We start from the raw sequence: 24,744 nt of genomic DNA, 5'->3' as shown, positions 1-24,744 counted from the left end.
GTCGCCCACAGGCCGTGGCTTTGCCCCGGTGATTTTGGGTTTCTGGTAGCCGTATGGCGCTACAGCGCCTAGAATGGTGGCGAGTCAAAACGACCCAAACGAATAGACAAGTAGATATTAATGTTAAAGGAAGTCGCCGTGAATCCGGTAAAAAAAACGTTTCAGTACGGTCGTAGCACCGTCACGCTAGAAACCGGGCGTATCGCTCGTCAAGCCACGGGGGCCGTTATGGTCACCATGGAAGATACCGTTGTGCTGTGTACCGTGGTGGCGCGCAAAGAAGCCAACCCCAGCCAACCCTTTTTCCCGCTCTCGGTTCATTACCAGGAAAAAACCTACGCAGTAGGTAAAATTCCCGGCGGCTTCTTTAAGCGCGAAGGACGTCCGACCGAGAAAGAAACTTTAACCTCGCGTCTGATCGATCGTCCGATCCGTCCGCTTTTCCCCAAAGGCTTTATGAACGAAGTGCAGGTTATCTGTACCGTTCTTTCCACCGATCGTAATCACGACCCGGATATTGCCGCGATGCTGGGTACCTCCGCTGCACTGAGCATTTCTGGCGTGCCGTTCAACGGCCCGATCGGTGCTGCGCGCGTTGGTTTCAACGAAGAGCAGGGGTATTTCCTTAACCCGACCGTTGAAGAGCTTGCGACTTCCGAGCTGGACATGGTCGTTGCCGGTACTGAAAACGCCGTGCTGATGGTCGAGTCCGAAGCCAAAGAGCTTCTGGAAGACGAGATGCTGGGCGCCGTACTGTTTGGCCACCAGGAAATGCAGGTCGCGGTTAGCGCGATTAACGAGCTGGTTGCCGAAGCCGGTAAACCGCGTTGGGACTGGCAGCCAGCCCCTGAGAACGTAGCGCTAAAAACCGCCATTGCGGATGCGTTTGAAGCGCAGGTGGGTGATGCCTATCGCATCACCGATAAGATGCAGCGCCAGGATGCCCTGGCAGCCCTGAAAGATCAGTCGGTTGAACAGCTGGCAGCCATTGACGGTGAACCGGTTAACGACAAGTTCAGCAAAGACGAAGTAAAAGGTGCCTTTGCTGGCCTTGAGAAACGCGTTGTACGTTCACGCGTTGTAAAAGGTGAGCCGCGCATTGATGGCCGTGATAACTTCACCGTGCGCCCGCTGGCGATCGAAGTAGGCGCGCTGCCCAAGACTCACGGTTCGGCGGTGTTCACTCGTGGTGAGACCCAAGCGATTGCAGTGGCAACGCTGGGCACCCTGCGTGACTCTCAGCTGATCGAGTCGCTGGAAGGCGAGCGTAAAGACCGCTTTATGCTGCACTACAACTTCCCTCCCTACTCGGTCGGTGAAGCGGGCTTTATGGGTGGCCCGAAACGTCGTGAAATCGGCCATGGCCGTCTGGCACGCCGTGGTGTTCAGGCCATGCTGCCGTCTGAAGAAGCCTTCCCCTACACTATTCGTGTGGTATCGGAAATTACTGAATCCAACGGCTCAAGCTCGATGGCGTCAGTATGTGGCTCCTCACTTGCGCTGATGGATGCGGGTGTTCCGTTGAAAGCACCGGTGGCGGGTATCGCCATGGGTCTGGTGAAAGACGAAGATGGCTACGCGGTACTGACCGATATCCTGGGTGATGAAGATCACCTTGGCGATATGGACTTTAAAGTGGCCGGTTCAGAAGAGGGTGTTACTGCCCTGCAGATGGACATCAAGATCGAAGGCATCAACGAAGAGATCATGGAGACTGCGCTTCAGCAAGCCCACAAAGCGCGCCTGGGTATTCTTGAGCAGATGAATGTAGTCATCAGCCAGAGCCGTACCGACGTCTCCGATAATGCGCCTTCCATGGCCACCATCAAGATCGACCCGGACAAGATCCGTGACGTTATTGGTAAAGGCGGCGCCACCATTCGCAAGATTTGCGACGATACCGGCGCGTCTATCGACCTTGATGACGACGGCACCGTGCGCATCTACGCTGAAGACAAGGCTGCGGCGAAAAAAGCCATCGATACCGTATTGGCGATTACGGCAGAAGCGGAAATTGGCAAGCTGTATAACGGCAAGGTCGTACGTATTGCTGACTTCGGTGCCTTTGTGAACATCATGCCGGGTACCGATGGTCTTGTGCATATTTCGCAAATCGTGGCTGAGCGCGTTAACAACGTGCGCGATTTCCTGAACGAAGGCGACGACGTGATTGTGAAGGTGCTCGACATCGATAACCGCAACCGCGTGAAGCTCTCGATGAAAGAGATCACCGAAGAAGAGAAAGCAGCGTTTGCCGCTGAAAGTGAGAACACCGCGGACTAAGTCGCCGTAAGGTTGTCTCTTCCGCCCCCGTAGCCCCTGGTTGCGGGGGCGGAGTCGTTTGGTTGAAAGAAAGTGTGATTAAAAGAACGTTTGGTTGGGTGGACGTTTAGTTAGAAGGAAGTAGGCATGGAGAAGGAACAGGCACCGCGTTGGTGGGCGGTGGTCGCCGTGATGATCGGCATTTTTCTATTGGTAACCGCTGAACAGCTGCCTATCGGGTTGTTGTCTCAGGTGGCTTCATCCATGGATGTAACGCCCGGTGTCGCTGGTTTGATGGTAACGGTACCGGGCGTGGTCGCCGCTTTTTCGGCGCCGCTACTGCCCGTGGCGGTAGGCCGGTTGGATAGGCGCATTATGCTCACGCTACTCATGGTCGTCATGGTGATTGGTAGCGTGCTTTCAGCGCTGGCCAGTAGCTTTATTCTGCTGCTGGCCGCCCGCGTGCTGGTGGGTGTCAGTATCGGCGGTTATTGGGCCGTGGCCGGGAGTATTGCCCCGCGCTTGGTGCCCAGCGATAAAGTGCCCAAGGCCATGACGATTATTTTTGGCGGCGTAGCCGCTGCATCGGTACTTGGCGTGCCACTGGGTACCTTGCTGGGTGATCTAAGCAACTGGCGAATCGCGTTTGCGGCTCTGGGCGGTTTTAGCCTGTTAACCGCACTGGCACTGTGGTGCTGGTTGCCGCCACTGCCACCCAGGGAGCCAGTCCGTCTCAAAGTGCTGGCCCAGCAGTTCACTAGCCGTGGCGTTCGGGTCGCGGTTCTGGTCACGGGCTTTGTAGTTGTCGGACACTTTGCAGCGTACACTTTCATTAGCCCTATCCTTCAGGAGATAAGCGGTGTAGCTCAGCGCCATGTGGGCAGCTTGCTGCTACTTTATGGGGCGGCAGGAATACTGGGCAATATCGCCGCAGGCATGTTCGCTGGGCGCCATCCTTACCGGGCGGTGCTGGCGATCCCAAGCTTGCTGCTATTGGTGGTGGCGTCTTTCCCGCTGCTCGGGGTCGAGCCTGTCAGCGGCGTGCTGCTACTCATGGTGTGGGGCGCGGCCTTTGGCAGCGTGTCGGTGAGCATACAGACGTGGATTTTACGCACCGCACCCAATACCGAAGCCGCGACCGCCTTGATGGCCTTTGTATTCAACCTCTCCATTGGGCTGGGCGCGATGGTCGGTGGCCGGGTTGTTGATGCTACTAGCCTGCCTATTACCATGTGGGCCGCATCGGGCCTATTCTTGCTGGGCGCGCTGTTGGTATGGCGAACACCCGCCACCATTGTGGGTGAAAAGCACCGCTAAGCGCCCCGTGAGTGTTAGGTGTCAGGTGCGAAGCCTTGAGGCATAAAAATTCCCCTGTCAGTGACAGGGGGATTTACATTTTAAGCGTTAATCGCCGAGATCAGGGGCGCTCAATCGCCAGTGCCACCCCCTGGCCGCCGCCGATACACAGCGTCGCCAGGCCTTTCTTGGCATCCCGGGCAATCATCTCATGAAGGAGCGATACCAGTACGCGACAGCCAGAAGCACCAATCGGGTGGCCCAGGGCAATCGCGCCACCGTTGACGTTGACCTTGGATATATCCCAGCCCAGCTCTTTCTGAACAGAAAGGGCCTGTGCCGCAAAAGCCTCGTTGGCTTCCGCAAGGTCCAGGTCCTCCAGGCTCCAGCCGGCTTTTTCCAGGCAGCGACGGGTAGCGGGCACGGGGCCAATACCCATAATGGCAGGGTCTACGCCCGCATTGGCGTAAGCGGCAATACGTGCCAGCGGCTCAAGACCTAACGCCTTGGCTTTTTCTGCCGAGCAGATCATCACAACGGCCGCGCCATCGTTGAGTGAGGAGGCGTTACCTGCGGTAACGGTGCCATCCTTTTTGAACGCTGGGCGCATGCCCGCCAGCTTTTCAGCGGTAATTTCGCGCGGGTTCTCGTCGGTATCAAACACAACGGGATCGCCTTTGCGCTGGGGGATCTGCACCGGCACGATCTGGCTTTTAAATTTGCCCTCTTTAATGGCGTTGGCAGCGTTCTGTTGCGACTGAGCGGCAAACGCGTCCATTTCCTCGCGGGTAATGCCGTATTTTTCAGCCAGGTTTTCGGCGGTGATGCCCATATGGTAGTCATTGAAGGCGTCCCAAAGGCCGTCATGCACCATGGTATCAATGGCTTTCCAATCGCCCATGCGCTGACCAGTGCGCGAATGGGGCAATACATGGGGAGACGCCGACATGTTTTCCTGCCCACCAGCCAGGATCAGCTCAGCATCGCCACAGCGAATCGCTTGTGTGGCAAGATGCACGGCTTTTAGGCCTGAGCCACATACCTTGTTGATTGTCATGGCCGGTACGGAAGCCGGCAGGCCCGCTTTAATTGCCGCCTGACGAGCAGGGTTTTGCCCTACGCCCGCCGTCAGTACTTGGCCGAGGAGTACTTCGTCCACCTGGTCGGGGGAAACGCCGGTTGATTCAAGGATATCCTTAATCACTAACGCGCCAAGCTCGCTTGCAGGAATGCCTGCCAGTGAACCGCCAAAGGAACCGACCGCGGTGCGGCGAGCCGCAACAATGACCACTTCTTGCATGAGATGACTCCTAACGTGAGTAAGGTAGACCGCCTGTTTTGCTATTTTGTTTGTACGGGCCTGTTTTTACGGACCTGTTTTACTGTCTGTTCTTGCTATCTGTTCTTACTGCCTGATGTACTGAGGCATAACCTACGCTATCTGTTTTTTATGTCAGGCTTGCTACTCAGCATAGGGGAAAGTTGTGCGTTGCGGCAATGCGCTTTTTTAAAGGCAAATAAAAACGGACCCTGAAGGTCCGCTTGGTAGATGACTAGAAGGCGTAGCCTACGCCAGCTGCACCGGGATAGCGTTGCTGGTATGGCTAACCTCGTTACCTTCCTGCAGGTAGACCAGAGCTGGCTGGTGCTGTTCAAGCTCGGCTTCCGAATAGTGGGCGTAGCTACAAATAATAATCCGGTGACCGGGGGCGGCTAAATGCGCCGCCGCGCCGTTAATCGAGATCAAACGAGAGCCTTCTTCGCCACGGATCGCGTAGGTGGTAAAACGCTCACCGTTTTCAACGTTATAGATCTGGATTTGTTCGTTTTCACGAATACCGGCCATATCCAGCAGGTCGCCATCAATGGCGCAAGACCCTTCGTAGTTAAGCACTGCATGGGTAACGCGTGCCATATGGAGCTTGGCTTTGAGCATAATTGTTTGCATAACAACTCCTGGTTGCGAAGCCTGCGGCTTGGCGATAAAACGTAATGGATCAAGCGGGCAGTTGCACGCTGAGATTATCAATCAAGCGAGCGGGACCTAGCCGAGCAGCGGCCAGTAATACCGCGTCACGAGTGGTGGTGCTGACAGGCGTTAACTCGGGCGTACGAAGCTCAAGATAATCGGGCGTAAAGCCTGCCTCGGTAAGCTCAATCAACCCGTTCGCCAGCATGGTTTCAAGCGGCTCCCCCTGCTCTAACGCGTCGCGCAATTCACACAGCGTGCGGTAAAGCGTAGGGGCTATCGCGCGTTCGGCATCGCTCAAGTAGCCGTTACGCGATGAAAGCGCCAGCCCATCGTCGTCGCGCACAATCGGCACGCCAATAATGTCAATCGGCATATGCAGGTCCTGCACACACTTGCGAATAACGGCAAGCTGCTGGTAGTCCTTCTCACCAAAGCAGGCAACGTCGGGCTGTACCAGGTTAAACAGCAGAGTGACAACGGTAGACACGCCGTCAAAGTGCCCGGGCCGTGAGCCACCGCACAGGCCCTCTCCCACGTCAGGCACGTGAACGCACGTTTGCGAGGTTAGCCCATTGGGATAAAGCGTGCTTACCGAGGGTGAAAAGAGCACGTCGCATCCGGCTGCCCTAAGCTTTGCCTGGTCATCGGTGAAGGTGCGCGGGTAGCCGTCCAGGTCTTCGTTAGGCCCAAACTGCATGGGGTTTACAAACAGGCTGGCAACGACAACATCTGCGTGCTCACGCGCCTTGGCAACCAGCGCTAAATGCCCGGCATGAAGATTGCCCATGGTCGGCACGAGCGCGATTCGCTGGCCGTGCGTTCGGTAGTTGCGCAGGAGGCTGCGCAGGTCGTTGATCTCTCGCAATGTACGCATAGTCATGTGTCGTAAGGTTACGTCGCAAACGGGCAGGTTAGAAGCAGTGCTCGGGAGCTGGGAAGGCACGCGTTTTGACCGCCTCGTGGAAGTCCTGAAAGGCGCCCTGAATATTGCCAGCATCTGCCATGAAGTTTTTCACAAACCGCGGCGGGCGGCCATGGGTGACGCCGAGTACATCATGCATGACCAGAATTTGACCATTGGTATCGGGGCCTGCACCAATTCCGATGACCGGTACATCAAGCGCGCCGGTAATGGCCTTGCCCAGGCTTGCCGGTACGCACTCCAGTAATATAACCGAAGCGCCCGCCTCAACCAGCACTTTGGCATCCTGCAGGATACGCTCTGCCTGGGCGGTGTCTCGTCCTTGTACCTTGTAGCCACCTAGCTGATAAACCGCCTGTGGCGTTAAGCCCAAGTGGGCGCATACGGGCACGCCGCGGCGTGTTAGCTCACGGATCCCCTCGGCCATCCAGGCTTCGCCTTCTACCTTGACCAGTTCCGCACCGGCACGCATGAGGGCTGCGCCGTCTTCCAGCATGCGCTGCGTAGAGGCGTTACTCATAAACGGCAGGTCAACCATCAACAGACTATGGCCTTTGCCGCGTGCGGCACAGCGGGTGTGGTAGCAAATATCGTCGACTGTCACGGGGAGCGTGCTGGTATGCCCCTGGAGCACCATGCCGAGCGAGTCACCCACCAAAAGCACGTCGATACCGGCGTGGCTCGCCGCTTGGGCAAAGGAGGCATCGTAAGCGGTTAAGCAACTAAACGTTTCGCCAGCGCGCTTGTAGGCCTGTAGCGTGCTTAGAGTCACGGGTTTCATGGCATGCTCTCACTCGTCGTGGCCGCTGCGGCATGGGCAGCCGGCCGTTGTTAATATCACGCTGTTGCGATGTTCTTAAAAAATGGGCCCTGAAAGGCAAACCAGAACGTTAGTGTGTGGGCTGGAAAACGATTGTTACCCGGTCCAGTGTTGTGTGTCGAGGCTAGGGTAGCAAGATAACCTCTTAGGCAGGACCATCTTCGACTAAACGCTGAATGCCTGGTTCGGGGATTTGATTTAGCCATTCGCTTACCGGCTGCTGGCGAAGCGTCAGCGTTGCATCCAGTTCCGCCAGGGGAGCGAGCACAAAGGCGCGCTCGTGCATACGCGGATGGGGAACGCTTAAACGCGGGTAGGCAATTGTCTGCTGGTCAAAAAGCAGTAAATCCAGATCCAGTGTGCGTGGGCCCCAGTGGCGTAGCCGCTGGCGCCGGTGCTGTTGTTCCAGCGCCTGTAGTTGGTCAAGCAGCGCCAGCGGTGAAAGGCGCGTTGTCAGGGCGACTACTGCGTTGACAAAATCCGGCTGGTCCTGGGGGCCAACCGGGCGGCTCGCGTAAAGTGAGGAAGTGGCCGTCAACTGGCTCAAGGGCAGCAGGGCAAGTGCCGAAATCGCCTGGCGCACCTGCCTGATAGGATCATCAAGATTACTACCCAAGCCAATATACGTAAGCGATGTCGGGCTCATGCGTTGCTCACTTTTCCGATTTGCGCGTGGGTTTACGGCGCCGTTTGCGGCGGCGGTCGCCCTGGCTTGCCGGGTCGCCCCCAATTTTTTGTAGCAAGCGAAGCTGCTCATGCTCGTCGCCCTGCTGGAAGGCCGTCCACCAGTCGCCCAAACCACGCGGGATTTCGCCCGCCTGCTCACGCAGCAGTAGTAAGTCGTAAGCGGCACGAAAACGTGGGTGCTCGCGGGTTTGGAACGCACGCTTGCCGCGTCGTAACGGCAGGCGTGCCTGTAGCTCCCAAATATCGCGCATGGGCATGCCAAAGCGTTTAGGGATAGAGGTATGTTCCAATTGACGCGACACCACCTCCTGCGATGCCGTTTGCAGTGCCGGTATCGCGGGCATGCCTTCACTTTCAAGCTCGGCCTGGCGATTGGCAACCGGGGCCCATAAGAAGGCGGCCAGCAGGAAGGCAGGCGTCACCGGGCGACCTTCGGCAATGCGCTTGTCGGTATTGGCCAAGGCGAATTCAATGAGCTTTTCCGCCCACGCCGCATCGGCCATGGCCTCTTCCGATTCGGGGAAGAGCATGCCAAACAGGCCGTAATGGCTAAGCAGGCGGAAGGTTGCCAACCCATAGCCTGACATAAACATCTTGAGCACTTCATCAAATAACCGTGCAGGCGGAATTTGCAGCAACAGCGGCGCAAGGTCGTACATCGGCGCTTCGGTGGCCGGCTCAATAGTGAAGTCGAGCTTGGCCGCGAAGCGAACGGCGCGCAGCATACGCACCGGGTCTTCCCGGTAGCGGGTGGCCGGGTCGCCAATCAGGCGCAGCGTGCGCGATTCAATATCACGCGCACCGTTGGCAAAGTCGTGAAGGCTGAAGTCGGCAATGTTGTAATACAGCGCGTTAACGGTGAAGTCACGCCGTAAGGCATCTTCCTCAATGCTGCCCCATACATTGTCTCGCAGCAGCAAGCCGGCGTCCGACTGGTGAGCGATATTCTCGCCGTGTTCGTCTTGTGGCTTGCCACGGAACGTAGTGACTTCGATGACCTCGCGCCCAAAGCGGACATGGACAATACGAAAGCGTCGGCCAATCAAACGCGAATTGCGAAACAGGTCACGCACCTGCTCCGGCGTGGCGTTGGTGGCAACGTCAAAGTCCTTGGGCATTTTGCCAAGCAGCGCATCGCGAATACATCCGCCCACCAGGTAGGCGTCGAAGCCTGCACCGCTAAGGCGGTAAAGCACTTTTAGCGCAGCGTCGCTGATATGTTGGCGAGAAACAGGGTGCTCGGACCGAGGGATAATGCGTGGGCTGAGAGCGGTTCCACTCTCTTGGGGATCGAGCAGGGTTTTCAATTGCTCTCCCGGGCTATGTAAGAAACGGGTAAATCCTTTGAACATGCGGCGATATCGACTCGCAGGGTATCGAAAAAGTGACCGTGAAGTAAGCGGTAAGCCGATGAGTGTAGCCGACCCCTTTACGCTTGCAAAGCACCTCGGGCAGGTTTACGAACGCCTTCCCCTTTAAACGCGGAAAGGGGAGGCTAAAAGAGCCTCCCCTATAAAGCATTTAATCAGCGTCCATGCTGCTGTTTTTCTTCATGATGGCACATCGCCCTGAATACGCACCGCAGTCGATAGGCAGTATCCGACCGCCTCGTATTCAAAACAATAATCCAACCGCGAACTTTTCTTCCCCGACGTATTATTGTTGGTTCCGGGGGTGTACACACTCACTGCAATTATTCTTGTTGGGGCGCAGATCATTTGGTGTACGTCGCGTCCATTTTGGGCACTTGCTACCTGTTGTTTTTATTAGCTGCGCTTATTGTGCTTAGCGCCAGCAAGTCATGAGATTGAAGCCTGTTGTTATTATTAGTGCTGTTATCTCCCCTGGCCTTGTTGTTTTTGTTATGGCTCAGGTTGGGGTGGTGTCATGTTGTTTTTGTTAGTGACCCACCGCTTGGCCCAGTTTATTTTTCTTACCCAGTAATATTGCACTCGTCGTGCCACTTGTTTAAATGTTTATTTATTTCATGTTCTTATGATTATTTTTTATTTTGAGGAACTTCGGTGACAGATAAGTGTTACCGTTTTTGGTCCGATTTTTTACGGGCATTGTGTGGGTAGGTAACAATGATTGGGTAACGTAAATCGGTTATTTTTTATTTAAATCAGTATAGTAGACGATGGTCGTAAGCGCTTAGTGTGAGGCGCTGGCGGGTAAGCCAGTCAGCGGCGTCAGTTGGGACGCCGAGCAGTTTTTTTACGCGGGATGCCAAGCCGTTGGCGCCGTTCCCACAGATTTTTACGACTAATGCCCAGTTTTTGAGCCAGCTCGGTTTCGCTCATCAGGTCCTGATGCTCAAGCACAAAGTGCTGGAAATAGTCTTCCAAAGAGAGATCATCCTCATCCTCCGCTGGCGTGCTCTCGTCGCTGGAGGAAGCCGCTGAACTCGCCTGTGAATGGGCGCGAGGCGGTGCAGGTGCCAGTCCGAGATCATCCGGGTGAATCAGATGGCCTTCGGCTAAAATCACGCCTCGCTCCAGGGCGTTTTCAAGCTCACGAACGTTACCTGGCCACGGGTAATCACGCAGGTCCTGGCGGGCGGCCCTTGAAAGCCGTAGGCCGGGGCGCTCGTGACGCGTGCACGCTTTATCCAGCAAGATATCGGCAATCTGGAGCACGTCGTCTTCGCGTTCGCGCAGCGGGGGGAGCTCGATCTGCATCACGTTTAAGCGGTAGTAAAGGTCCAGGCGAAATTCACCGCTTTTGGATAATGCACGCAGGTCGCGGTGGGTCGCGGCAATCAGGCGGACATTAACGTGGCGGGTTTCCACAGAGCCAATCTTGCGGATTTCTCCCTCCTGTAACACACGCAGCAGGCGTGCCTGAGCATCAAGGGGCAGTTCACCAATCTCATCAAGAAACAGCGTGCCCTGGTCGGCGGCCTCCACTAGGCCGGTACGTGATGCGCTGGCGCCGGTAAACGCGCCTTTCTCATGGCCGAACAGTTCAGACTCAATCAGCGTTTCGGGAATAGCGGCACAGTTAACGCTGATTAGCGGGGCGCTAGCACGCTTGCTTTGTTGGTGAATAGCCCGCGCAACCAGCTCTTTACCGGTACCTGATTCTCCTAAAATCAGCACGGTCACATCGGCCGGGGCGGTTTTGCGGATACGCGTATAGACCTGCTGCATGGCCGCGCATTCGCCAATCATCATCTGCTGGCTGCCACCATCATCGGTAATCGCAGGGGGCTCGCCATGCTGCATGGACTGCTGATGCAATATACGCTCAACGGTCTCCAGCATTTCAGTGTGGTCAAACGGCTTGGCGATATAATCGACGGCACCTTGTTTTAAGGCATCTACCGCTGAGCGCATGCTGGCATAGCTGGTCATGATCAGCACCGGTGCGGGAGCAGCAGCGCCAATCAACGTGGTGCCAGGCTCGCCCGGCAGACGCAGGTCACTGATGATGAGGTCGAACTCAGGAAGCGTTAGTTGGTTGGCCTCTTCAACGCTGCCTGCTTCGCTGACGGTGTAGTCATGACGCTCAAGCAGGCGCTTTAGCGCACTGCGAATAATCGCTTCATCTTCAACAATCAGAATCCTGGGCATAGGGTCGCTGGCCATCCTGTTGGTAAAGCGGCAGCCAAAGCGTAATGGCCGTGCCGCGAGGCTCGTTGGGCGGCGGCGAGGCCACGTCTATTCTGCCTTGGTGCTCGTTGATAATTTGATACGCAAGCGACAGCCCAAGTCCTGTGCCTTCGCCTGCAGGTTTGGTCGTGGTGAATGGCTCAAACAAGTGGTCACGCACGCGAGGATCAATTCCCTGGCCGTTATCCGTTACCCGCCACCAGGCACTGCCTGCCTGCTGCCCTGCGGTAATCACCACCTGGCCGCCGGGCATGCAAGCGTCCCTGGCGTTGCTAAGCAGGTTGACCATCACTTGGGTTAAACGCTGAGCATCCCCGCGTACCACAAGACCATCAGGGCACGCATTGGTCAACGTTACATCCTCACCCGAGCGCGCCAGGTGGATCAAGTTTAATGCGTCTTCGCTTAGCGTGTTAAGCGCCGCAGGAGACGCGGGCGGCGGGCCCGCCTGGCGCCCGCCATGCGCAAAGCCGACCAGCGAGTTCACAATGGTCGTTACGCGCCGGGTTAGCTGCTGGATCTGATCCGCAGTCTCCAGCAGAGCAGGGTCGTTGGTATCGTAGCGTAAATTTTGCACCAGTGACGAAATCCCGGTAATCGGGTTGCCAATCTCGTGGGCAACGCCGGCTGCCAACTGGCCAATAGAAGCCAGGCGGGCAGCATGGACCAACTCATCTTCCAGCCACTTCATCTCGGTGTGGTCTTCGACCAACACCACGCTGCCGCCTCGGCTGTCGTGGCCGCTAAGCTCGGCTTTATGCAGGGTAAGAAAGTAATCCTTGCCGTGCAGCGACACCGCCTGTTTATAAAGCGGTGTGTGGGAGGCCAGTAAGACGTTGCCCAATAGCTCAGGCCACGGCGCAGGTAAATTATCGCAGCGCGCGCCAATCACGCTTTCGCCGCTGATGCCAGAAAGCTGGGAAAGCGCCTCGTTCCACATCAAAAGCTCTTTGTCATCGCCAAATACGCACAGGCCAACAGGAAGATAAGCCAGCGTTTGGCGGTGGTGGCGGCGCAGTCCGTCAAGCTCTCGGGCAAGCCCGGTCAGGCGTGAACGGTAGGCTTCCAGGCGGCTCTCCACAAAGTGGATATCGTCCGTTACCGGGGCGTCGTCATGGCGGTAGGGCAGGTAGCGGTCGACAATGTCACGTGCGACCGAAGGCCCCATTAAGCCTGACAGGTTGGCCTGAATACGGTCACGCAGGCGGCGCAGTGCGTAAGGGCGGCGTTCTTGTGGCGTAAACTTGAGCGCTTTTAATGCTCTGGATACTTCTCGCTGGGCGGCTTCATCGCCGATCGCTTGCGCCAGGTGCGTAGAAAAGTCAGCAGCGGTGGCAGCCTCCAGCGGTAGCCGCTTGGAGCGGATAACGGCATCGACGGAGCACGCCTCGGCGGCTGATTTTTCGCCCTCTGAAATACGTGTAAACAGCGAAATAACCATCAAGAGAACAATGTTGGTCGCCAGTGATACCAGCGTTACCGTGTACCAAGGGGGCGCACTGTCGCTCATCAGGTGAGTAAAGGGCAGTGCGGGGGTCGGGAACGTGAAGATAAGCGGTAGCCAAAGCCCCCAAAGCCATAGGATGACACCTGCGATAAGGCCAACAACCATACCTTTGCGATTTGCACCTGGCCAGTAAAGCAGTGCCAGCATGCCGGGCAAGCACTGCGCCATACCCACAAAAGAGGCCATGCCCAGGCTCACGAGGTCGTGATGGCGCCCAACCCCCTCATAAAATAGCCAGCCGCTAACAATCACGCCGACCACCAAGGCTCGGCGTAGCCAGAGTAGCCAGCCATAAAGATCGCTACGCGCTTCGGGCGGCCTGGCCACCAGTACAATATGGTTGAGCACCATGCCGGATAGCGCCAGGGCGATCATGATCATCGTACCGGTGACCGCAGCGAGCCCGGCCAGAAATGCCAGTGCTTTGACCCACCAGTGTTCGCTGATCATATACACCGCGTAGGCAGTGATCGGAAGCTCGTTATTGACCGATTGAGCGGCCCACCAGATAAGCGGTATCGGCAAGGCCATCAATAACAGGTAAAGCGGTAATGTCCAGCTGGCCTGAAGCAGGGTGTGGCGTGACAGGTTTTCGGCAAAGGTAATATGAAATAGATGGGGCATCATGAACGCGGCTGCAAAAAACAGCAGTAACAGCGTGCGCCATTGAGCGTCATCCAGCTGATAGGTTGCCTGCTGGGCTTGTAGGCCTGGCCCCTCAAGCCAGCGTTGTAAATCATTGGGTCCATCAAATACAAGCCATAAGGCCACCGCGCCCAGGCACAGCATGGCGAGTAGTTTAATCAGAGACTCTAGCGCCAACATACTGATTAACGGGTCCTGGCGCGTATGGCTATGTCGGGCTCCGAACATCACGGCGAGTACCGCAATCAGCCCACAAAATAGCAGGGCGACCGCGGAGCTATAGGCACTGCCGGTGAGCCATTGAATAGCGCTGCTCAAGGTTTGAACTTGAATGCCTAACAGTGGCAGCACGGCCAAAAGACTGATTAACGTGACCAGTGAGCCTGCCCAGCGCGAACGAAACCGGAACGCAAACAGATCCGCGAGTGAGGCGAGCTGATACGTGCGGGTAATCCGCTGGATAGGCACCAGCAGGACCGGGGCAAGTAGAAAGGTACCGGCCGCGCCCAGGTAGTAAGCCAGGTAGCCAAACCCTGCCTGGGCCGCAAGTTCAACGCTGCCATAAATTGCCCAGGCGCTGGCATAAACGCCGAGGGCGAGGGTGTAAACGATGGGGTGGCGGGTAACGTATGTAGGCAACCAGCCGCGCTCAACGGCGACGCCACAGCTAAACATCAGCCCCAGGAAGCCCAGGCCGAGCAGTAAAACGCCGGTTAACTCAACGCTCATCTAACTTCCTTTTTTGCTCAAGCCATAGCGTGAGCGCAATCAACACGCCCCAGATAGCGAACGGGCGGTACCAGGCCGTGCTCGGATTGCTCCAGCCGTCCATTAATAACGGAGAGAGCAAATAACCGCCAAACACCAAAAACAGCATGATGCGATAGACATACATGGAGAACTCCTTACGGCGAGCGGCGGTGTTCGGTGGGGGAAAGGCGCTCAATCGCCCAGTTTGCCACTGCCCAGTGTAGCTGGCTGGCAGGAGGTTCTGTGGCCAGAGCGGCCGGTGGTGCTTGATCAAGCGCTTGAAGCGCCTGAAAAAGCTGGCGTCGCCTGCCGTCCTCGTCCTCGGCAAGCGCCGGGGCCAGGTTCTGTTTTGAAAGCTTTTGGCCGTCTGGGGTGACGACCAGTGGCAAATGTAAATAGCGCGGTTCTGGTAGCTCCAAAGCGCTTTGAAGCTGACGCTGCCAAGGGGTATTGTCGAGTAAATCGAGCCCACGAACCACGTCGGTAATACCCTGCTCGGCATCGTCAACGACGACCGCCAATTGATAAGCCCAGAGGCCATCCTTGCGCTTAAGCACCACGTCACCCAGCGCTACTGGGTCAAACTGCTGCGCGCCAAACAGACGGTCCTGCCAGACAATCGGGCGCTTGGCCAGGTCACTGCGTAACCGCCAGGCAACCGGCTTATCCGGCTCCCTTAACCCGTCACGGCACCAGCCTGGATAAATAGCATGCGATTGCCACTGTTTGCGTGAGCAGCTACAAGGATACGCCAAGCGCTGATCAATGAGTTGATCCAGCGCTTGTTGATAAGCGTCATGGCGGTTGTGCTGCCAGCATAGCGTTTCATCCCACTGTAAGCCAAAGCGTTCCAACTGGCGCAAAATGGTGGCGTCTGCCCCTTGGGGGCAGCGCGGTGGGTCAATATCTTCAATACGCACCAACCAGCGCCCGCCAGCGGCACGAGCATCCAGATAACTGCCGAGCGCTGCAACAAGCGAACCAAAATGCAAAGGCCCTGAAGGAGTGGGGGCAAAGCGCCCCCGGTAGCTGGTAGAAGACATCATGCAAACCTTTACCCAAAACAAAAGCGGGCACCCAAAGGTGCCCGCTTCAGCGTTAGCGTACCAAGGGGTTAAATAACCGGCTTAGCCGCCAAGCTGTTTTTCTTTAAGTTCCGCCAGGGTTTTGCAATCAACGCAAAGGGTGGCGGTAGGACGGGCTTCCAAACGACGAATGCCGATTTCAACGCCGCATGCTTCGCAGAAACCATAATCGTCGTCGTCGATATTTTCGATGGTTTCATTGATTTTCTTGAGCAGCTTGCGCTCGCGGTCGCGAGTGCGCAGTTCAAGGCTAAAGCCCTCTTCCTGCGTTGCCCGGTCGGCGGGGTCGGCGTAGTTGTTGGCGTCTTCCTGAAGGTGGCGCACGGTGCGGTCCACCTCTTCCATGAGGTCTTGCTTCCAGTCCAACAGCAGCTGACGAAAATGCGCCAACTGCTTATCGTTCATGTACTCTTCACCTGGTGCCGACTCATACGGAGTGAAGGACTTGGCCGCTTCCGGTTTTTTTTCCGCTACTGGCATGGGATTGCCCCTTACGTATATGACTGCTGATCGATCATGAGCGTATGCCACGATCTCACGCCAAAGGGATGCTTGTTTAGCTGAAAAACTCCCGCTTTGCAAGCATAATGGTGCGTTTGCGACTATGGTCCTACTGCTTGTAAGACCCCTGTCATGCTTTAACTTTGCTAGATGAAGGAGCCGTTATGGCCTGGAACCCACGAATCAGCCACGTGGCACCTTTTCGCGTGATGCATCTATTGGAAATGGCCCAGGCGCGGGAGGCGGCGGGGCATGACGTGATTCATCTGGAGGTCGGCGAACCAGACTTTGCCACGCCTGAGCCGATCATTGCGGCAGGCCAACAGGCCTTGTCACGTGGTCAGACGCGTTACACTCCCGCCGCCGGGCTGCCTGCGCTGCGTGAGGCCATTGCCAGGCACTACGCAGAACACTTTAATGCTGACGTGGACCCTGCCCGGATTCTGGTTACGCCGGGTGCATCCGGCGCGCTGCTGCTGGCAAGCCAACTGCTTGTAGAGAGCGGTGACCGGGTGCTGATGGCGGACCCCAATTATCCATGCAACCGCCACTTTATGGCGTTGGCAGGCGCTGAAATTGACGCGGTTTCCGTGGGGCGTGAGAGCGGCTGGCAGTTGGATGCCGGTTTGGTCGAGCGGCACTGGCGTGATGAAACCCGGCTGGCCATGCTGGCTTCGCCCTCCAACCCTACCGGGCACACCTTGAGTGCTGAGCAGCTGTCTCAAGTGCTGGACGCTGTGGCCACGCGCTCGGGCGAAGTGATCGTTGACGAGATCTATCAAGGGCTCAACTACGACGATGTTCCGCTGTCTGCGACATCACTTTCCAGCGAAGCGTTTGTGGTTAACAGCTTCTCAAAATATTTCGGTATGACCGGCTGGCGCCTGGGCTGGCTGGTCGCGCCGCCGCGCGCGGTTGAGCCCTTGACCCGGCTTGCCCAGAACGTCTTTCTGGCAGCTTCTACCCCTTCTCAGCATGCAGCGCTTGCCGCTTTCACTCCCGAGTGCCGGGCGATTCTGGAGCAGCGTCGTGAAATTCTCGCTGAGCGCCGTCAGGTCTTGCTTGATGGGCTGGCGACGCTTGGCCTGGCGCCCGACTTACCGCCTCAAGGTGCGTTTTATGTCTGGCTGGATATCTCGCGCTATAGCCGCGATAGCCAAGCCTTTTGTGAACGGCTGCTGGAAGAGGAAAACGTAGCCATCACCCCCGGTATTGATTTTGCCGTGCGTGGTGGCGAGCACCATGTGCGGATTGCGTTTACCAATGATGTTGCTCGGCTTGAGGAGGCGGTGGCGCGGATCACCCGCTTTGTGGGGCGGCTATGACACGGGCCTCTTCGCTGCATTCCTCATTGCCTTCTCCATTGGGTTATCCGTCACTGGTGCCTGGTACGCTGCTGCGCCGCTACAAGCGTTTTTTTGCTGATGTGCGCTTGGACGATGGCCGAGAAGTGGTAGCGCACTGCCCCAATACCGGGTCGATGAAAGCCGTCAATGTGCCCGGCTGCCGAGTGTGGCTGTCACCCAGTGATAACCCCAAGCGCAAGCTTTTATGGACATGGGAGCTCATTGAGCTGCCCCAGCCCGATGGTAGCGTGTCGTTGGTATCGGTTCATACGGGGCGAACCAACCGGATTGTCGAGGCGGCGCTCAGTGCTAACCAACTGGAGGCGCTCGCCGGTTATGCCTGCCAGCGTCGTGAGGTAAAGGTCGGGGAGTCGCGGCTTGATTTTCTGCTTGAGGACCCGGTGAAAGGGCGCGCGTACATTGAGGTCAAACAGGTAACCCTCAAAGAGCAGGATGGATACGGTTATTTCCCCGACTCGGTAAGCGTGCGCGGGCTTAAACACCTACAGGCGTTAAGTGCATTGGCCTTGCAGGGGGAGCGGGCCGTGCTGCTGTTTTGCATTGCCCACGAAGGTATTAATGATGTCGCAGCCGCTGCGCATATCGACGCCGCCTATGCGGCAGGGCTTGAGGCAGCGGTTGCCAGCGGTGTTGAAGTGCTCGCGTATGGTACGAGCACTCAGTGGAAGGAGGGTGTTCCGGTCAGCGTAACGCTTGCGCGCACGCTGCCGGTTCGCTTAACGGCGACGTACGCGAAAGATGGCGATCTCGCCGAAGAGGTTGGGCCACCACTTTGAGGTCCAGTGCCCGCGGCGCTCGCCCACACCCACGGCACGGTCCACGATTACCAGGCCCTTTTCACGGCACAGTTGTTCGAAGTCGTTAAAGGTCGACAAGTGAATGTTGGGCGTGTCGTACCAGGCGTGAGGCAGCGACTTGGAGACCGGCATGTAGCCGCGTAGACCCAGGTAGACGCGGTGACGCCAGTAGGCAAAGTTGGGGAAGGTGATAATGCCTTCGTCAGCGACGCGCAGCATCTCATCAAGCATTTTGTCGGGGCGGCGCAGTGCCTGGAGTGCTTGGGTCATGATGACTAGGTCGTAGCTGTGATCGCAAAAGCTGGCCAGTCCGTCGTCCAGGTTGTGCTCTATCACGCTGACACCGCGTGCCACGCAGCTGGTAATGCCGTCTGGGGCGATCTCCAGACCGTAGCCAGTGACGCTCTTGTCGCGGGCCAGGCTCTCCAGAAGTTCGCCATCGCCGCAGGCGAGATCCAGTACGTGAGCGCCTTTAGGCACCCAGTCGTAAATCAGTTCAAGGTCGGCGCGCATCAACGGGTCTCCTCCAGGCCTAGCTCACGAGCAGTACGGTCCATAAAGGCGCTGAACAGCGCTTCATAACGCGGCTCTGGTAGCAGGAACGCATCGTGCCCATGGGGCGACGCAATATTGGCGTAGCTAACCGACTTGCCCGCTCGGATAAGGGCATCGACCAGCTCACGGGAACGGGCGGGCGGGAAGCGCCAATCGGTAGTGAAACTGACAATCAAGAAAGGGCACTGTGCAGGGGCAAGCGCTTTGGCCAGGTCACCGCCGCAGGTGGCGGCCGGGTCGAAATAGTCCAGCGCCTTGGTCATCAGAAGATAGGTATTGGCATCAAAGGCGGTGGAGAATGCATCGCCCTGGTAGCGCAGGTAGGATTCGACCTGGAACTCAACATCGAAGCCGAAGTTAAGGTCGTCGCTTCTAAGGTCGCGCCCGAACTTGCTGCCCATGGCGTCTTCTGACAAGTAGGTGATATGTCCCACCATGCGTGCCAGTTTCAACCCGCGCTTGGGTACGGTGTCGTGCTCGGCGTACCAGCCGCCGAAGAACTCGGTGTCTGAGCGAATGGCCTGACGGGCTACTTCGTTAAACGCAATGTTCTGCGCTGAAAGCCGGGGCGTTGCGGCAATCACCACGGCATTTGCCACTCGCTCAGGGTAGGTTATTGTCCACTGCAGTACCTGCATGCCACCGAGGCTTCCGCCCACGGCGGCCGCCCAGCGCTCAATCCCCAGATGGTCGGCCAGGCGTGCCTGGCTTGCGACCCAGTCGCTGACCGTGACCATGGGGAAATCTGGCCCCCACTGGCGACCGGTTTCAGGGTTGTGGCTAACCGGGCCGGTGCTGCCGTGACAGCCGCCCAGGTTATTCAGGGAAACGACAAAGAAGCGATTGGTGTCGATCGATTTACCTGGCCCAATGTGCGCATCCCACCAGCCGGGCTTGCGGTCATCCAGACTGTGATAGCCTGCCGCGTGGTGGTGGCCGGAAAGCGCATGGCAAATCAACACCGCATTGCTGCGTTCGGCGTTTAAGGTGCCGTAGGTCTCATAGATCAGCTCATATTCCGGAAGTACTTTTCCACAGGCGAGGGCAAGTGGCGTGTCGAACTGCGCAATATGAGGCGTGACAAGACCAACGGCGTCCGTTGGTCGGTCAGCAAAGGCAAGCGTGTCTGAGTCGGGCATCGAAAGCGTTAGTCCTGCAAAAAGGGTTCTTCTGAATAAAGCCGGGGGAAAGCGGGGCTAAAACCTTAAAGCCCTACCAGGGCCCCTGAAATGCCGGCAGCACGGATCAGAGAGCCAACCACCAGGCCATCAAGAAGATTAATGGCAATAAAGACCACAATGGGGGACAGGTCGATCATTCCCAGCGGTGGAATCACCCGGCGTACCGGCGCCATGATGGGCTCAACCACCTGCATGACCAGCAGTGCGCCCGGGTGGCTGGCATTCGGAGCCACCCAGCTCAAAATGATCATCACAATCAGAGCAAAAAAGTAGATCTTTAAGATCGCATTGGCAATCGCCGCCACCCCGGCAATCAGTAGCCCGGCAATGGGCGGGATGCCAATGCCGATCACCATGAAGATAGCCACCATGCTCACTACTTTTAGCACAAAGCCTGCGGCGAGCGTGGCAAGGTCGAAACGGCCCGCCACAGGGCCCAAAAAGCTCTGAAAAGGCCTTACGACAGGCTGGGTGATCTTAACCACCGACTGACTTAGCGGGTTATAGTAGTCCGCCCGCGATGCCTGCAATAAGAATCGCAGCATCAGTAAAAATAAATAGATATTGATCAGCGAGTTAACTAGCGTTAACCCGGCGCTACCCAATTGACTGCCCATTGCTGGTGTCTCCGTTACGTTAGATGATTCAGTGGCTGCTTAATTCACGGGCCATTTCCTGGGCGCGCTTGGCACAGGCTTCCATGGCATCGGCAATGGTAGTGCGCAACTGCGCCTCTTCCAGATGATGAATCGCGCGCTCAGTGGTGCCGCCTGGCGACATCACGTTCTGCTTGAGCGTGGCAGGGTCTTTGTCACTCTTCTGCGCCATGGTAGCGGCGCCCAGCGCCGTTTGGATGGCCAAGCGGCGCGCCGTTTCAGCCGGTAAGCCAAGCGTTACGGCAGCCTCTTCCATGGCTTCAAGCATTAAAAAGAAATAGGCCGGGGCGCTACCGGAAACCGCCGTTACCGCGTCCAAAAGCGGCTCTTCTTCCACCCACTCAACAATGCCGACAGCTTCCATTAGCTGAGTGGCGATATCGCGCTGGGCATCGCTCACGGCTGAATTGGCGAACAGGCCGCTGGCGCCGTATCCCACCAGCGAAGGTGTATTGGGCATGCAGCGGACCAGGGCGTTATTGCCTCCCAGCCACTGGTCGATGGTCGCGGCGTCCAGGCCTGCTGCAATGGAGATCACCAGCGGGCGCTGTTGCTGAATAGTCTCCCGCAGCTTTTCACATACCACCCGCATGATTTGCGGCTTAACGGCCAGCACCACCACGTCAGCGTGACTGACGGCAACGTTGTTGTCGGTGTGAATATTAATACCCAGGCGCTCTTTTACCGGCGCAAGCTCGCTGCTGCTGGGCGCGGTGGCGGTAAGGTCCGTGGGTGCAACACCGCTGTCGATAAGGCCGCCGATAATAGCGGTCGCCATATTGCCTGCGCCGATGAAAGTGATCTTATTTGTCATGTGCGTGTCCTTTGTTATGAATTGACTGCGCCGCGCGCACCGAAAATAGCGGTGCCTAAGCGTACCAGTGTGGCACCTTCCATGACGGCGGCTTCAAGGTCATCACTCATGCCCATTGAAAGCGTATCTAATGGGGCCTGAGGCAGCGTTGTCTGTAGTTCTGTCAGCAGGTGCCTTAGTTCGGCTAACGGCTTACGCTGCGCCTCTAGCGTGTCCGCTGGTGCGGGAATTGCCATTAAACCGCGCAGCCGTAAACGGGGTAGCTGGGCTACCTCATGGGCCAGCGCCCTAACGTCTTCAGGCATCACCCCCGATTTAGACGCCTCACGGCTAATATTAACCTGTAAACATATATTTAACGGCGCTAAATGACCTGGGCGCTGCTCGCTGAGCCGGTTGGCAATTTTTAAACGGTCAACGCTATGCATCCAGTCAAAGTGCTCTGCCACCGCGCGGGTTTTATTCGACTGTAGCGGGCCAATGAAATGCCACACAATATCGTTCAGGTCAGCAAGTTCGGTCTGCTTGTCTAATGCTTCTTGCAGGTAGTTTTCGCCGAACGCCCGCTGACCAAGTGCATAAGCCTGGCGAATCAGAGGGGCTGGCTTGGTTTTACTCACCGCAAGCAGCGTTGCGTCATTTAAAGGACGCTTGGCCTCTAAAAGCGCCTGATGCAGACGTTCTCGCGCTTGGGCGAGCGACTCAGGAAGCGCGATGTCCATCATACTCAAGCACCTTACCGCAGTTGGAAGTGAGAGGGATATTACCGAACTGCGAGCATCCTCGGCAAAGTAGAATGCGTATGAACGGCCTCTTTTCGCTAATAAATATCAGCAGCTTCCATCGCCTGACGCTTAGCGTGAGTAAATGCCCCCTAATACACGCAGGCCGCTGGCACCCGTGACCGAGGGTAAGTTGCCAGGTAAATGGTGCAAACGCTGATGGGCAAGCCAGGCAAAGGCACCTGCTTCAATCCAGTCTTCTGGCCAGCCGTAAGCCGATGGCGAGGTAAACGTGGCGTTAGGTAGGTAATGGGCAAGGCGTGCCATTAAGTAGGCGTTGTGGGCGCCTCCGCCGCAGGTGATTAGGGTTGCGGGTTGGTTGTCAGGCAATAAGTGCTTAATGCCTTCGGCCACGCTGATCGCTGTTAGCTCGGCAAGTGTGGCCTGCACATCTTCGGGTGATTCCGTGCCGGTAAGGTGCTGCTTGAGCCACGTTAAGTGAAACAGTTCGCGCCCGGTGCTGCGCGGCGGCGGTTGGCGAAAGTAGGGTTCGTTGAGGCAACGCGCCAAGAGAGCGCTATCTACCTGGCCGCTTTTGGCCCAGCTGCCGTTTTGATCAAAGCGGCCGGGATAATGTTTTGCAAACCAGGCGTCCAGTAATACATTAGCCGGGCCGGTATCAAACCCTAATGCCGGCTGTTCAGCATGGCGCGGCAGCCAGGTAACATTGGCAATCCCGCCCAGGTTGAGGATGAGTTGTTCTACCGTTTGCCTGCCGAATAGCGCCTGATGAAAGGCGGGCGCAAGTGGGGCCGCCTGGCCGCCTGCCGCCAAGTCGCGGCGGCGAAAGTCGGCGACGACCGTACAGCCTGTCAGTTCCGCCAATAGGCTTGGGTTATCCAACTGCAGCGTGTAGGCGGGGCCGCCACTATGCCCATCGGGAGCGTGCTCGATAGTTTGGCCATGGCTGCCGATTGCACTGATCTGGCTGGGTGAAAGACCTTGCTGGGCCAAAAGGGTATTAATAGCCTGCGCCTGAAGATGGCAAAAGGCATTTTCGGCCAAGGCCAACTGGGCGAAACTTACCTGCTCTGCGTTACATAGCGTTAATAGTGCGCTGTGCAATGCTTCCGGCATGGGCTCGGCATGGGTGGCCACCAGCCGAGGCGGGGCGGTGGGAGTGATCGCAATAAGCGCTGCATCAATACCGTCAAGGCTGGTGCCTGACATTAAACCCATATAATAAAGCGTGGGAGCAGTGGGGAGCGTTTTCATAAAGCAGTATCCAAGGCGGTGCGAAGGCTCAACCAGGTCGGGCAGGCATGGTAACATCGTCGGCTATTGTTCATCTGTATGCCCAATGGGGCAACGTTTAGAGTGGAGAGAGGCAATGAGTGAGGTGGATCAGGCTTTAGCGCTGTTGGCGCGGGGTACGCATGAAATCCTCGTAGAGGACGAGCTTAAAAAGAAGCTGGCCTCCGGGCGCAAGCTGCGTATCAAAGCTGGTTTTGACCCCACAGCCCCTGACCTGCATTTGGGTCACAGCGTGCTTCTGACCAAAATGCGTCAATTCCAGGACCTGGGGCATACCGTTATTTTTCTGATCGGTGACTTCACTGGACGTATTGGTGACCCGACGGGTAAGAACATCACCCGCAAGCCACTGACCGAAGTCGATGTGAAAGCCAACGCGGAAACCTATAAAGAGCAGGTTTTCAAGATCCTTGATCCTGAAAAGACCGAGGTGCGCTTTAATGCGGAGTGGTTTGGCGAGCTGACCGCCGCCAAGATGATTGAGCTGGCCGCACAAAGCACCGTTGCGCGTATGCTTGAGCGGGATGATTTTGAAAAACGCTATAAAGCCAATCAGCCTATCGCCATTCATGAGTTTCTGTATCCGCTGGTCCAGGGCTATGACTCTGTGGCGCTGGAAGCGGATATCGAGTTGGGCGGCACCGACCAGAAGTTCAACCTGCTGATGGGGCGTGAAATTCAAAAGCACTTCGGCCAGGAGCCTCAAGTTGTTATCACCATGCCGTTGCTGGAAGGTCTTGACGGCGTGCAGAAGATGTCGAAGTCGCTCGGTAACTACGTGGGCGTTGATGAAGCACCGGGTTCCATGTTCAACAAGCTGGTTTCAATGCCCGATAGCTTAATGTGGCGCTACTTTGAGCTACTGTCGCTGAAATCCAACGAAGAGCTTGATGCGCTTAAGCAGAGTGTTGAGCAGGGTGCGAACCCACGTGACGTGAAAATGGAGCTGGCGCGTGAGTTGATTGCTCGCTACCACGGTGAAGAAGCCGCCGCTAATGCGCACAAGTCCGCAGGTAACCAACTGGCCGATGGCGAACTGCCTGACGATCTGCCAGAAATAGAAGTGGATTTTGAAGGCGCTGATCAAGCCCCCATTGCTGCCGTACTCAACCGTTCAGGCCTGACCAAAAACAGTGCCCAGGCGAAAGACATGCTTAAGAACGGGAGTATTAAAGTCGATGGCGACGTGGTTGCGCAGGACACCATGCTGGCAACGGGTAAGGCCTACGTTATACAGGCAGGCAAGAAACGTTACGGTCGTGTGACGCTTGTTTGAA

At 56.9% G+C, this 24,744-nt stretch carries 22 protein-coding genes; 5 read left to right on the top strand and 17 right to left on the bottom strand.

Features of this window, described 5'->3' with window-relative positions; genetic code table 11:
- The first annotated feature begins 120 nt into the window (after positions 1 to 120).
- Together pnp and ACT3TC_RS13035 are read left to right on the top strand one after the other, a co-directional pair.
- Positions 121 to 2,283 carry a polyribonucleotide nucleotidyltransferase gene (gene pnp / locus ACT3TC_RS13040; RefSeq protein WP_444640317.1) on the top strand — a complete coding sequence of 721 codons (2,163 nt, stop codon included), beginning with the start codon at positions 121 to 123 and terminating at the stop codon, positions 2,281 to 2,283.
- A 126-nt stretch (positions 2,284 to 2,409) separates the two neighbouring features.
- Complete coding sequence (locus tag ACT3TC_RS13035; RefSeq protein ID WP_444640316.1) at positions 2,410 to 3,579, top strand: MFS transporter; 1,170 nt, start codon at positions 2,410 to 2,412, stop codon at positions 3,577 to 3,579.
- A 100-nt stretch (positions 3,580 to 3,679) separates the two neighbouring features.
- Here the strand turns inward: ACT3TC_RS13035 and ACT3TC_RS13030 are convergent, their stop codons facing one another.
- From ACT3TC_RS13030 to dksA, 11 genes are all read right to left on the bottom strand, one after another.
- Positions 3,680 to 4,858, bottom strand: coding sequence for an acetyl-CoA C-acetyltransferase (locus tag ACT3TC_RS13030; protein ID WP_193053253.1), 1,179 nt, complete (start codon positions 4,856 to 4,858; stop codon positions 3,680 to 3,682).
- Between the two features lie 267 nt (positions 4,859 to 5,125).
- On the bottom strand, positions 5,126 to 5,506 hold the full coding sequence (gene panD / locus ACT3TC_RS13025; RefSeq protein ID WP_087108680.1) for an aspartate 1-decarboxylase: 381 nt from the start codon (positions 5,504 to 5,506) through the stop codon (positions 5,126 to 5,128).
- 49 nt (positions 5,507 to 5,555) lie between these two features.
- Positions 5,556 to 6,404: a pantoate--beta-alanine ligase gene (gene panC, locus ACT3TC_RS13020; RefSeq protein ID WP_444640315.1), complete on the bottom strand. Its 849-nt coding sequence runs from the start codon at positions 6,402 to 6,404 to the stop codon at positions 5,556 to 5,558.
- A 37-nt stretch (positions 6,405 to 6,441) separates the two neighbouring features.
- Positions 6,442 to 7,233: a 3-methyl-2-oxobutanoate hydroxymethyltransferase gene (gene panB, locus ACT3TC_RS13015; protein ID WP_444640314.1), complete on the bottom strand. Its 792-nt coding sequence runs from the start codon at positions 7,231 to 7,233 to the stop codon at positions 6,442 to 6,444.
- 184 nt (positions 7,234 to 7,417) lie between these two features.
- Positions 7,418 to 7,918 carry a 2-amino-4-hydroxy-6-hydroxymethyldihydropteridine diphosphokinase gene (gene folK / locus ACT3TC_RS13010; protein WP_444640313.1) on the bottom strand — a complete coding sequence of 167 codons (501 nt, stop codon included), beginning with the start codon at positions 7,916 to 7,918 and terminating at the stop codon, positions 7,418 to 7,420.
- 7 nt (positions 7,919 to 7,925) lie between these two features.
- Entirely contained in the window at positions 7,926 to 9,311 is a 1,386-nt protein-coding gene (gene pcnB, locus ACT3TC_RS13005) for a polynucleotide adenylyltransferase PcnB (protein WP_444630421.1), read from the bottom strand.
- An 840-nt stretch (positions 9,312 to 10,151) separates the two neighbouring features.
- Positions 10,152 to 11,534: a sigma-54-dependent transcriptional regulator gene (locus ACT3TC_RS13000; RefSeq protein ID WP_193053257.1), complete on the bottom strand. Its 1,383-nt coding sequence runs from the start codon at positions 11,532 to 11,534 to the stop codon at positions 10,152 to 10,154.
- The gene (locus ACT3TC_RS12995; RefSeq protein ID WP_444640312.1) at positions 11,512 to 14,454 is read right to left on the bottom strand and encodes an ATP-binding protein; all 2,943 of its coding nucleotides are present in this window, start codon (positions 14,452 to 14,454) and stop codon (positions 11,512 to 11,514) included. The genes ACT3TC_RS13000 and ACT3TC_RS12995 overlap by 23 nt, the downstream gene beginning before the upstream one ends.
- Positions 14,444 to 14,620: a hypothetical protein gene (locus ACT3TC_RS12990; RefSeq protein ID WP_172117580.1), complete on the bottom strand. Its 177-nt coding sequence runs from the start codon at positions 14,618 to 14,620 to the stop codon at positions 14,444 to 14,446. Before ACT3TC_RS12990 ends, ACT3TC_RS12995 begins: the two co-directional genes overlap by 11 nt.
- 10 nt (positions 14,621 to 14,630) lie before the next feature.
- Positions 14,631 to 15,521 carry a tRNA glutamyl-Q(34) synthetase GluQRS gene (gluQRS, locus tag ACT3TC_RS12985; RefSeq protein ID WP_444640311.1) on the bottom strand — a complete coding sequence of 297 codons (891 nt, stop codon included), beginning with the start codon at positions 15,519 to 15,521 and terminating at the stop codon, positions 14,631 to 14,633.
- A gap of 81 nt (positions 15,522 to 15,602) precedes the next feature.
- On the bottom strand, positions 15,603 to 16,040 hold the full coding sequence (dksA, locus tag ACT3TC_RS12980; protein ID WP_087108663.1) for an RNA polymerase-binding protein DksA: 438 nt from the start codon (positions 16,038 to 16,040) through the stop codon (positions 15,603 to 15,605).
- A gap of 185 nt (positions 16,041 to 16,225) precedes the next feature.
- Between dksA and ACT3TC_RS12975 the strand changes: the two genes are divergently transcribed.
- Together ACT3TC_RS12975 and sfsA are read left to right on the top strand one after the other, a co-directional pair.
- Positions 16,226 to 17,386 carry an aminotransferase class I/II-fold pyridoxal phosphate-dependent enzyme gene (locus ACT3TC_RS12975; protein WP_444630425.1) on the top strand — a complete coding sequence of 387 codons (1,161 nt, stop codon included), beginning with the start codon at positions 16,226 to 16,228 and terminating at the stop codon, positions 17,384 to 17,386.
- The gene (sfsA, locus tag ACT3TC_RS12970; protein WP_444640310.1) at positions 17,383 to 18,204 is read left to right on the top strand and encodes a DNA/RNA nuclease SfsA; all 822 of its coding nucleotides are present in this window, start codon (positions 17,383 to 17,385) and stop codon (positions 18,202 to 18,204) included. The genes ACT3TC_RS12975 and sfsA overlap by 4 nt, the downstream gene beginning before the upstream one ends.
- On the opposite strand, the gene metW is transcribed toward sfsA, so the two are convergent.
- The 6 genes from metW to ACT3TC_RS12940 form a co-directional block, all read right to left on the bottom strand.
- Positions 18,145 to 18,738 carry a methionine biosynthesis protein MetW gene (gene metW, locus ACT3TC_RS12965; RefSeq protein ID WP_444640309.1) on the bottom strand — a complete coding sequence of 198 codons (594 nt, stop codon included), beginning with the start codon at positions 18,736 to 18,738 and terminating at the stop codon, positions 18,145 to 18,147. The two genes, sfsA and metW, sit on opposite strands and share 60 nt — an antisense overlap.
- Positions 18,738 to 19,919 carry a homoserine O-succinyltransferase MetX gene (gene metX / locus ACT3TC_RS12960; protein ID WP_444640308.1) on the bottom strand — a complete coding sequence of 394 codons (1,182 nt, stop codon included), beginning with the start codon at positions 19,917 to 19,919 and terminating at the stop codon, positions 18,738 to 18,740. Before metX ends, metW begins: the two co-directional genes overlap by 1 nt.
- 65 nt (positions 19,920 to 19,984) lie before the next feature.
- Entirely contained in the window at positions 19,985 to 20,578 is a 594-nt protein-coding gene (locus tag ACT3TC_RS12955) for a YggT family protein (protein ID WP_172117574.1), read from the bottom strand.
- 28 nt (positions 20,579 to 20,606) lie between these two features.
- A complete protein-coding gene (proC, locus tag ACT3TC_RS12950; protein ID WP_172117573.1) occupies positions 20,607 to 21,431 on the bottom strand; it encodes a pyrroline-5-carboxylate reductase in 825 nt (274 codons plus the stop codon).
- A gap of 14 nt (positions 21,432 to 21,445) precedes the next feature.
- Positions 21,446 to 22,156 carry a YggS family pyridoxal phosphate-dependent enzyme gene (locus ACT3TC_RS12945; protein WP_441679865.1) on the bottom strand — a complete coding sequence of 237 codons (711 nt, stop codon included), beginning with the start codon at positions 22,154 to 22,156 and terminating at the stop codon, positions 21,446 to 21,448.
- Between the two features lie 129 nt (positions 22,157 to 22,285).
- Positions 22,286 to 23,428 carry an anhydro-N-acetylmuramic acid kinase gene (locus ACT3TC_RS12940; protein ID WP_444640307.1) on the bottom strand — a complete coding sequence of 381 codons (1,143 nt, stop codon included), beginning with the start codon at positions 23,426 to 23,428 and terminating at the stop codon, positions 22,286 to 22,288.
- A gap of 115 nt (positions 23,429 to 23,543) precedes the next feature.
- Between ACT3TC_RS12940 and tyrS the strand changes: the two genes are divergently transcribed.
- Positions 23,544 to 24,743 (top strand): tyrosine--tRNA ligase, encoded by a 1,200-nt coding sequence (gene tyrS / locus ACT3TC_RS12935; protein WP_444640306.1) that lies wholly within the window; start codon positions 23,544 to 23,546, stop codon positions 24,741 to 24,743.
- Position 24,744 lies beyond the last annotated feature (1 nt).

This window comes from Halomonas sp. AOP27-A1-41 (assembly GCF_052378605.1).
GTDB classification, from domain to species: domain Bacteria; phylum Pseudomonadota; class Gammaproteobacteria; order Pseudomonadales; family Halomonadaceae; genus Vreelandella; species Vreelandella citrativorans.
This window is presented reverse-complemented; position numbering and strand designations above follow the sequence as displayed.

Coding starts and splice junctions, on each gene's coding strand:
- panD (WP_087108680.1), bottom strand. CDS start 5,506: ATGCAAACAATTATGCTCAAAGCCAAGCTCCATATGGCACGCGTTACC.
- tyrS (WP_444640306.1), top strand. CDS start 23,544: ATGAGTGAGGTGGATCAGGCTTTAGCGCTGTTGGCGCGGGGTACGCAT.
- ACT3TC_RS13000 (WP_193053257.1), bottom strand. CDS start 11,534: ATGCCCAGGATTCTGATTGTTGAAGATGAAGCGATTATTCGCAGTGCG.
- ACT3TC_RS12945 (WP_441679865.1), bottom strand. CDS start 22,156: ATGATGGACATCGCGCTTCCTGAGTCGCTCGCCCAAGCGCGAGAACGT.
- ACT3TC_RS13030 (WP_193053253.1), bottom strand. CDS start 4,858: ATGCAAGAAGTGGTCATTGTTGCGGCTCGCCGCACCGCGGTCGGTTCC.
- proC (WP_172117573.1), bottom strand. CDS start 21,431: ATGACAAATAAGATCACTTTCATCGGCGCAGGCAATATGGCGACCGCT.
- metW (WP_444640309.1), bottom strand. CDS start 18,738: ATGCGCGCCGACCTTGAACTGATTTACGACTGGGTGCCTAAAGGCGCT.
- dksA (WP_087108663.1), bottom strand. CDS start 16,040: ATGCCAGTAGCGGAAAAAAAACCGGAAGCGGCCAAGTCCTTCACTCCG.
- ACT3TC_RS12940 (WP_444640307.1), bottom strand. CDS start 23,428: ATGAAAACGCTCCCCACTGCTCCCACGCTTTATTATATGGGTTTAATG.
- pcnB (WP_444630421.1), bottom strand. CDS start 9,311: ATGTTCAAAGGATTTACCCGTTTCTTACATAGCCCGGGAGAGCAATTG.
- ACT3TC_RS12955 (WP_172117574.1), bottom strand. CDS start 20,578: ATGGGCAGTCAATTGGGTAGCGCCGGGTTAACGCTAGTTAACTCGCTG.
- sfsA (WP_444640310.1), top strand. CDS start 17,383: ATGACACGGGCCTCTTCGCTGCATTCCTCATTGCCTTCTCCATTGGGT.
- gluQRS (WP_444640311.1), bottom strand. CDS start 15,521: ATGATGTCTTCTACCAGCTACCGGGGGCGCTTTGCCCCCACTCCTTCA.
- ACT3TC_RS12975 (WP_444630425.1), top strand. CDS start 16,226: ATGGCCTGGAACCCACGAATCAGCCACGTGGCACCTTTTCGCGTGATG.
- metX (WP_444640308.1), bottom strand. CDS start 19,919: ATGCCCGACTCAGACACGCTTGCCTTTGCTGACCGACCAACGGACGCC.
- pnp (WP_444640317.1), top strand. CDS start 121: ATGTTAAAGGAAGTCGCCGTGAATCCGGTAAAAAAAACGTTTCAGTAC.
- panB (WP_444640314.1), bottom strand. CDS start 7,233: ATGAAACCCGTGACTCTAAGCACGCTACAGGCCTACAAGCGCGCTGGC.
- ACT3TC_RS13035 (WP_444640316.1), top strand. CDS start 2,410: ATGGAGAAGGAACAGGCACCGCGTTGGTGGGCGGTGGTCGCCGTGATG.
- panC (WP_444640315.1), bottom strand. CDS start 6,404: ATGCGTACATTGCGAGAGATCAACGACCTGCGCAGCCTCCTGCGCAAC.
- ACT3TC_RS12990 (WP_172117580.1), bottom strand. CDS start 14,620: ATGTATGTCTATCGCATCATGCTGTTTTTGGTGTTTGGCGGTTATTTG.
- ACT3TC_RS12995 (WP_444640312.1), bottom strand. CDS start 14,454: ATGAGCGTTGAGTTAACCGGCGTTTTACTGCTCGGCCTGGGCTTCCTG.
- folK (WP_444640313.1), bottom strand. CDS start 7,918: ATGAGCCCGACATCGCTTACGTATATTGGCTTGGGTAGTAATCTTGAT.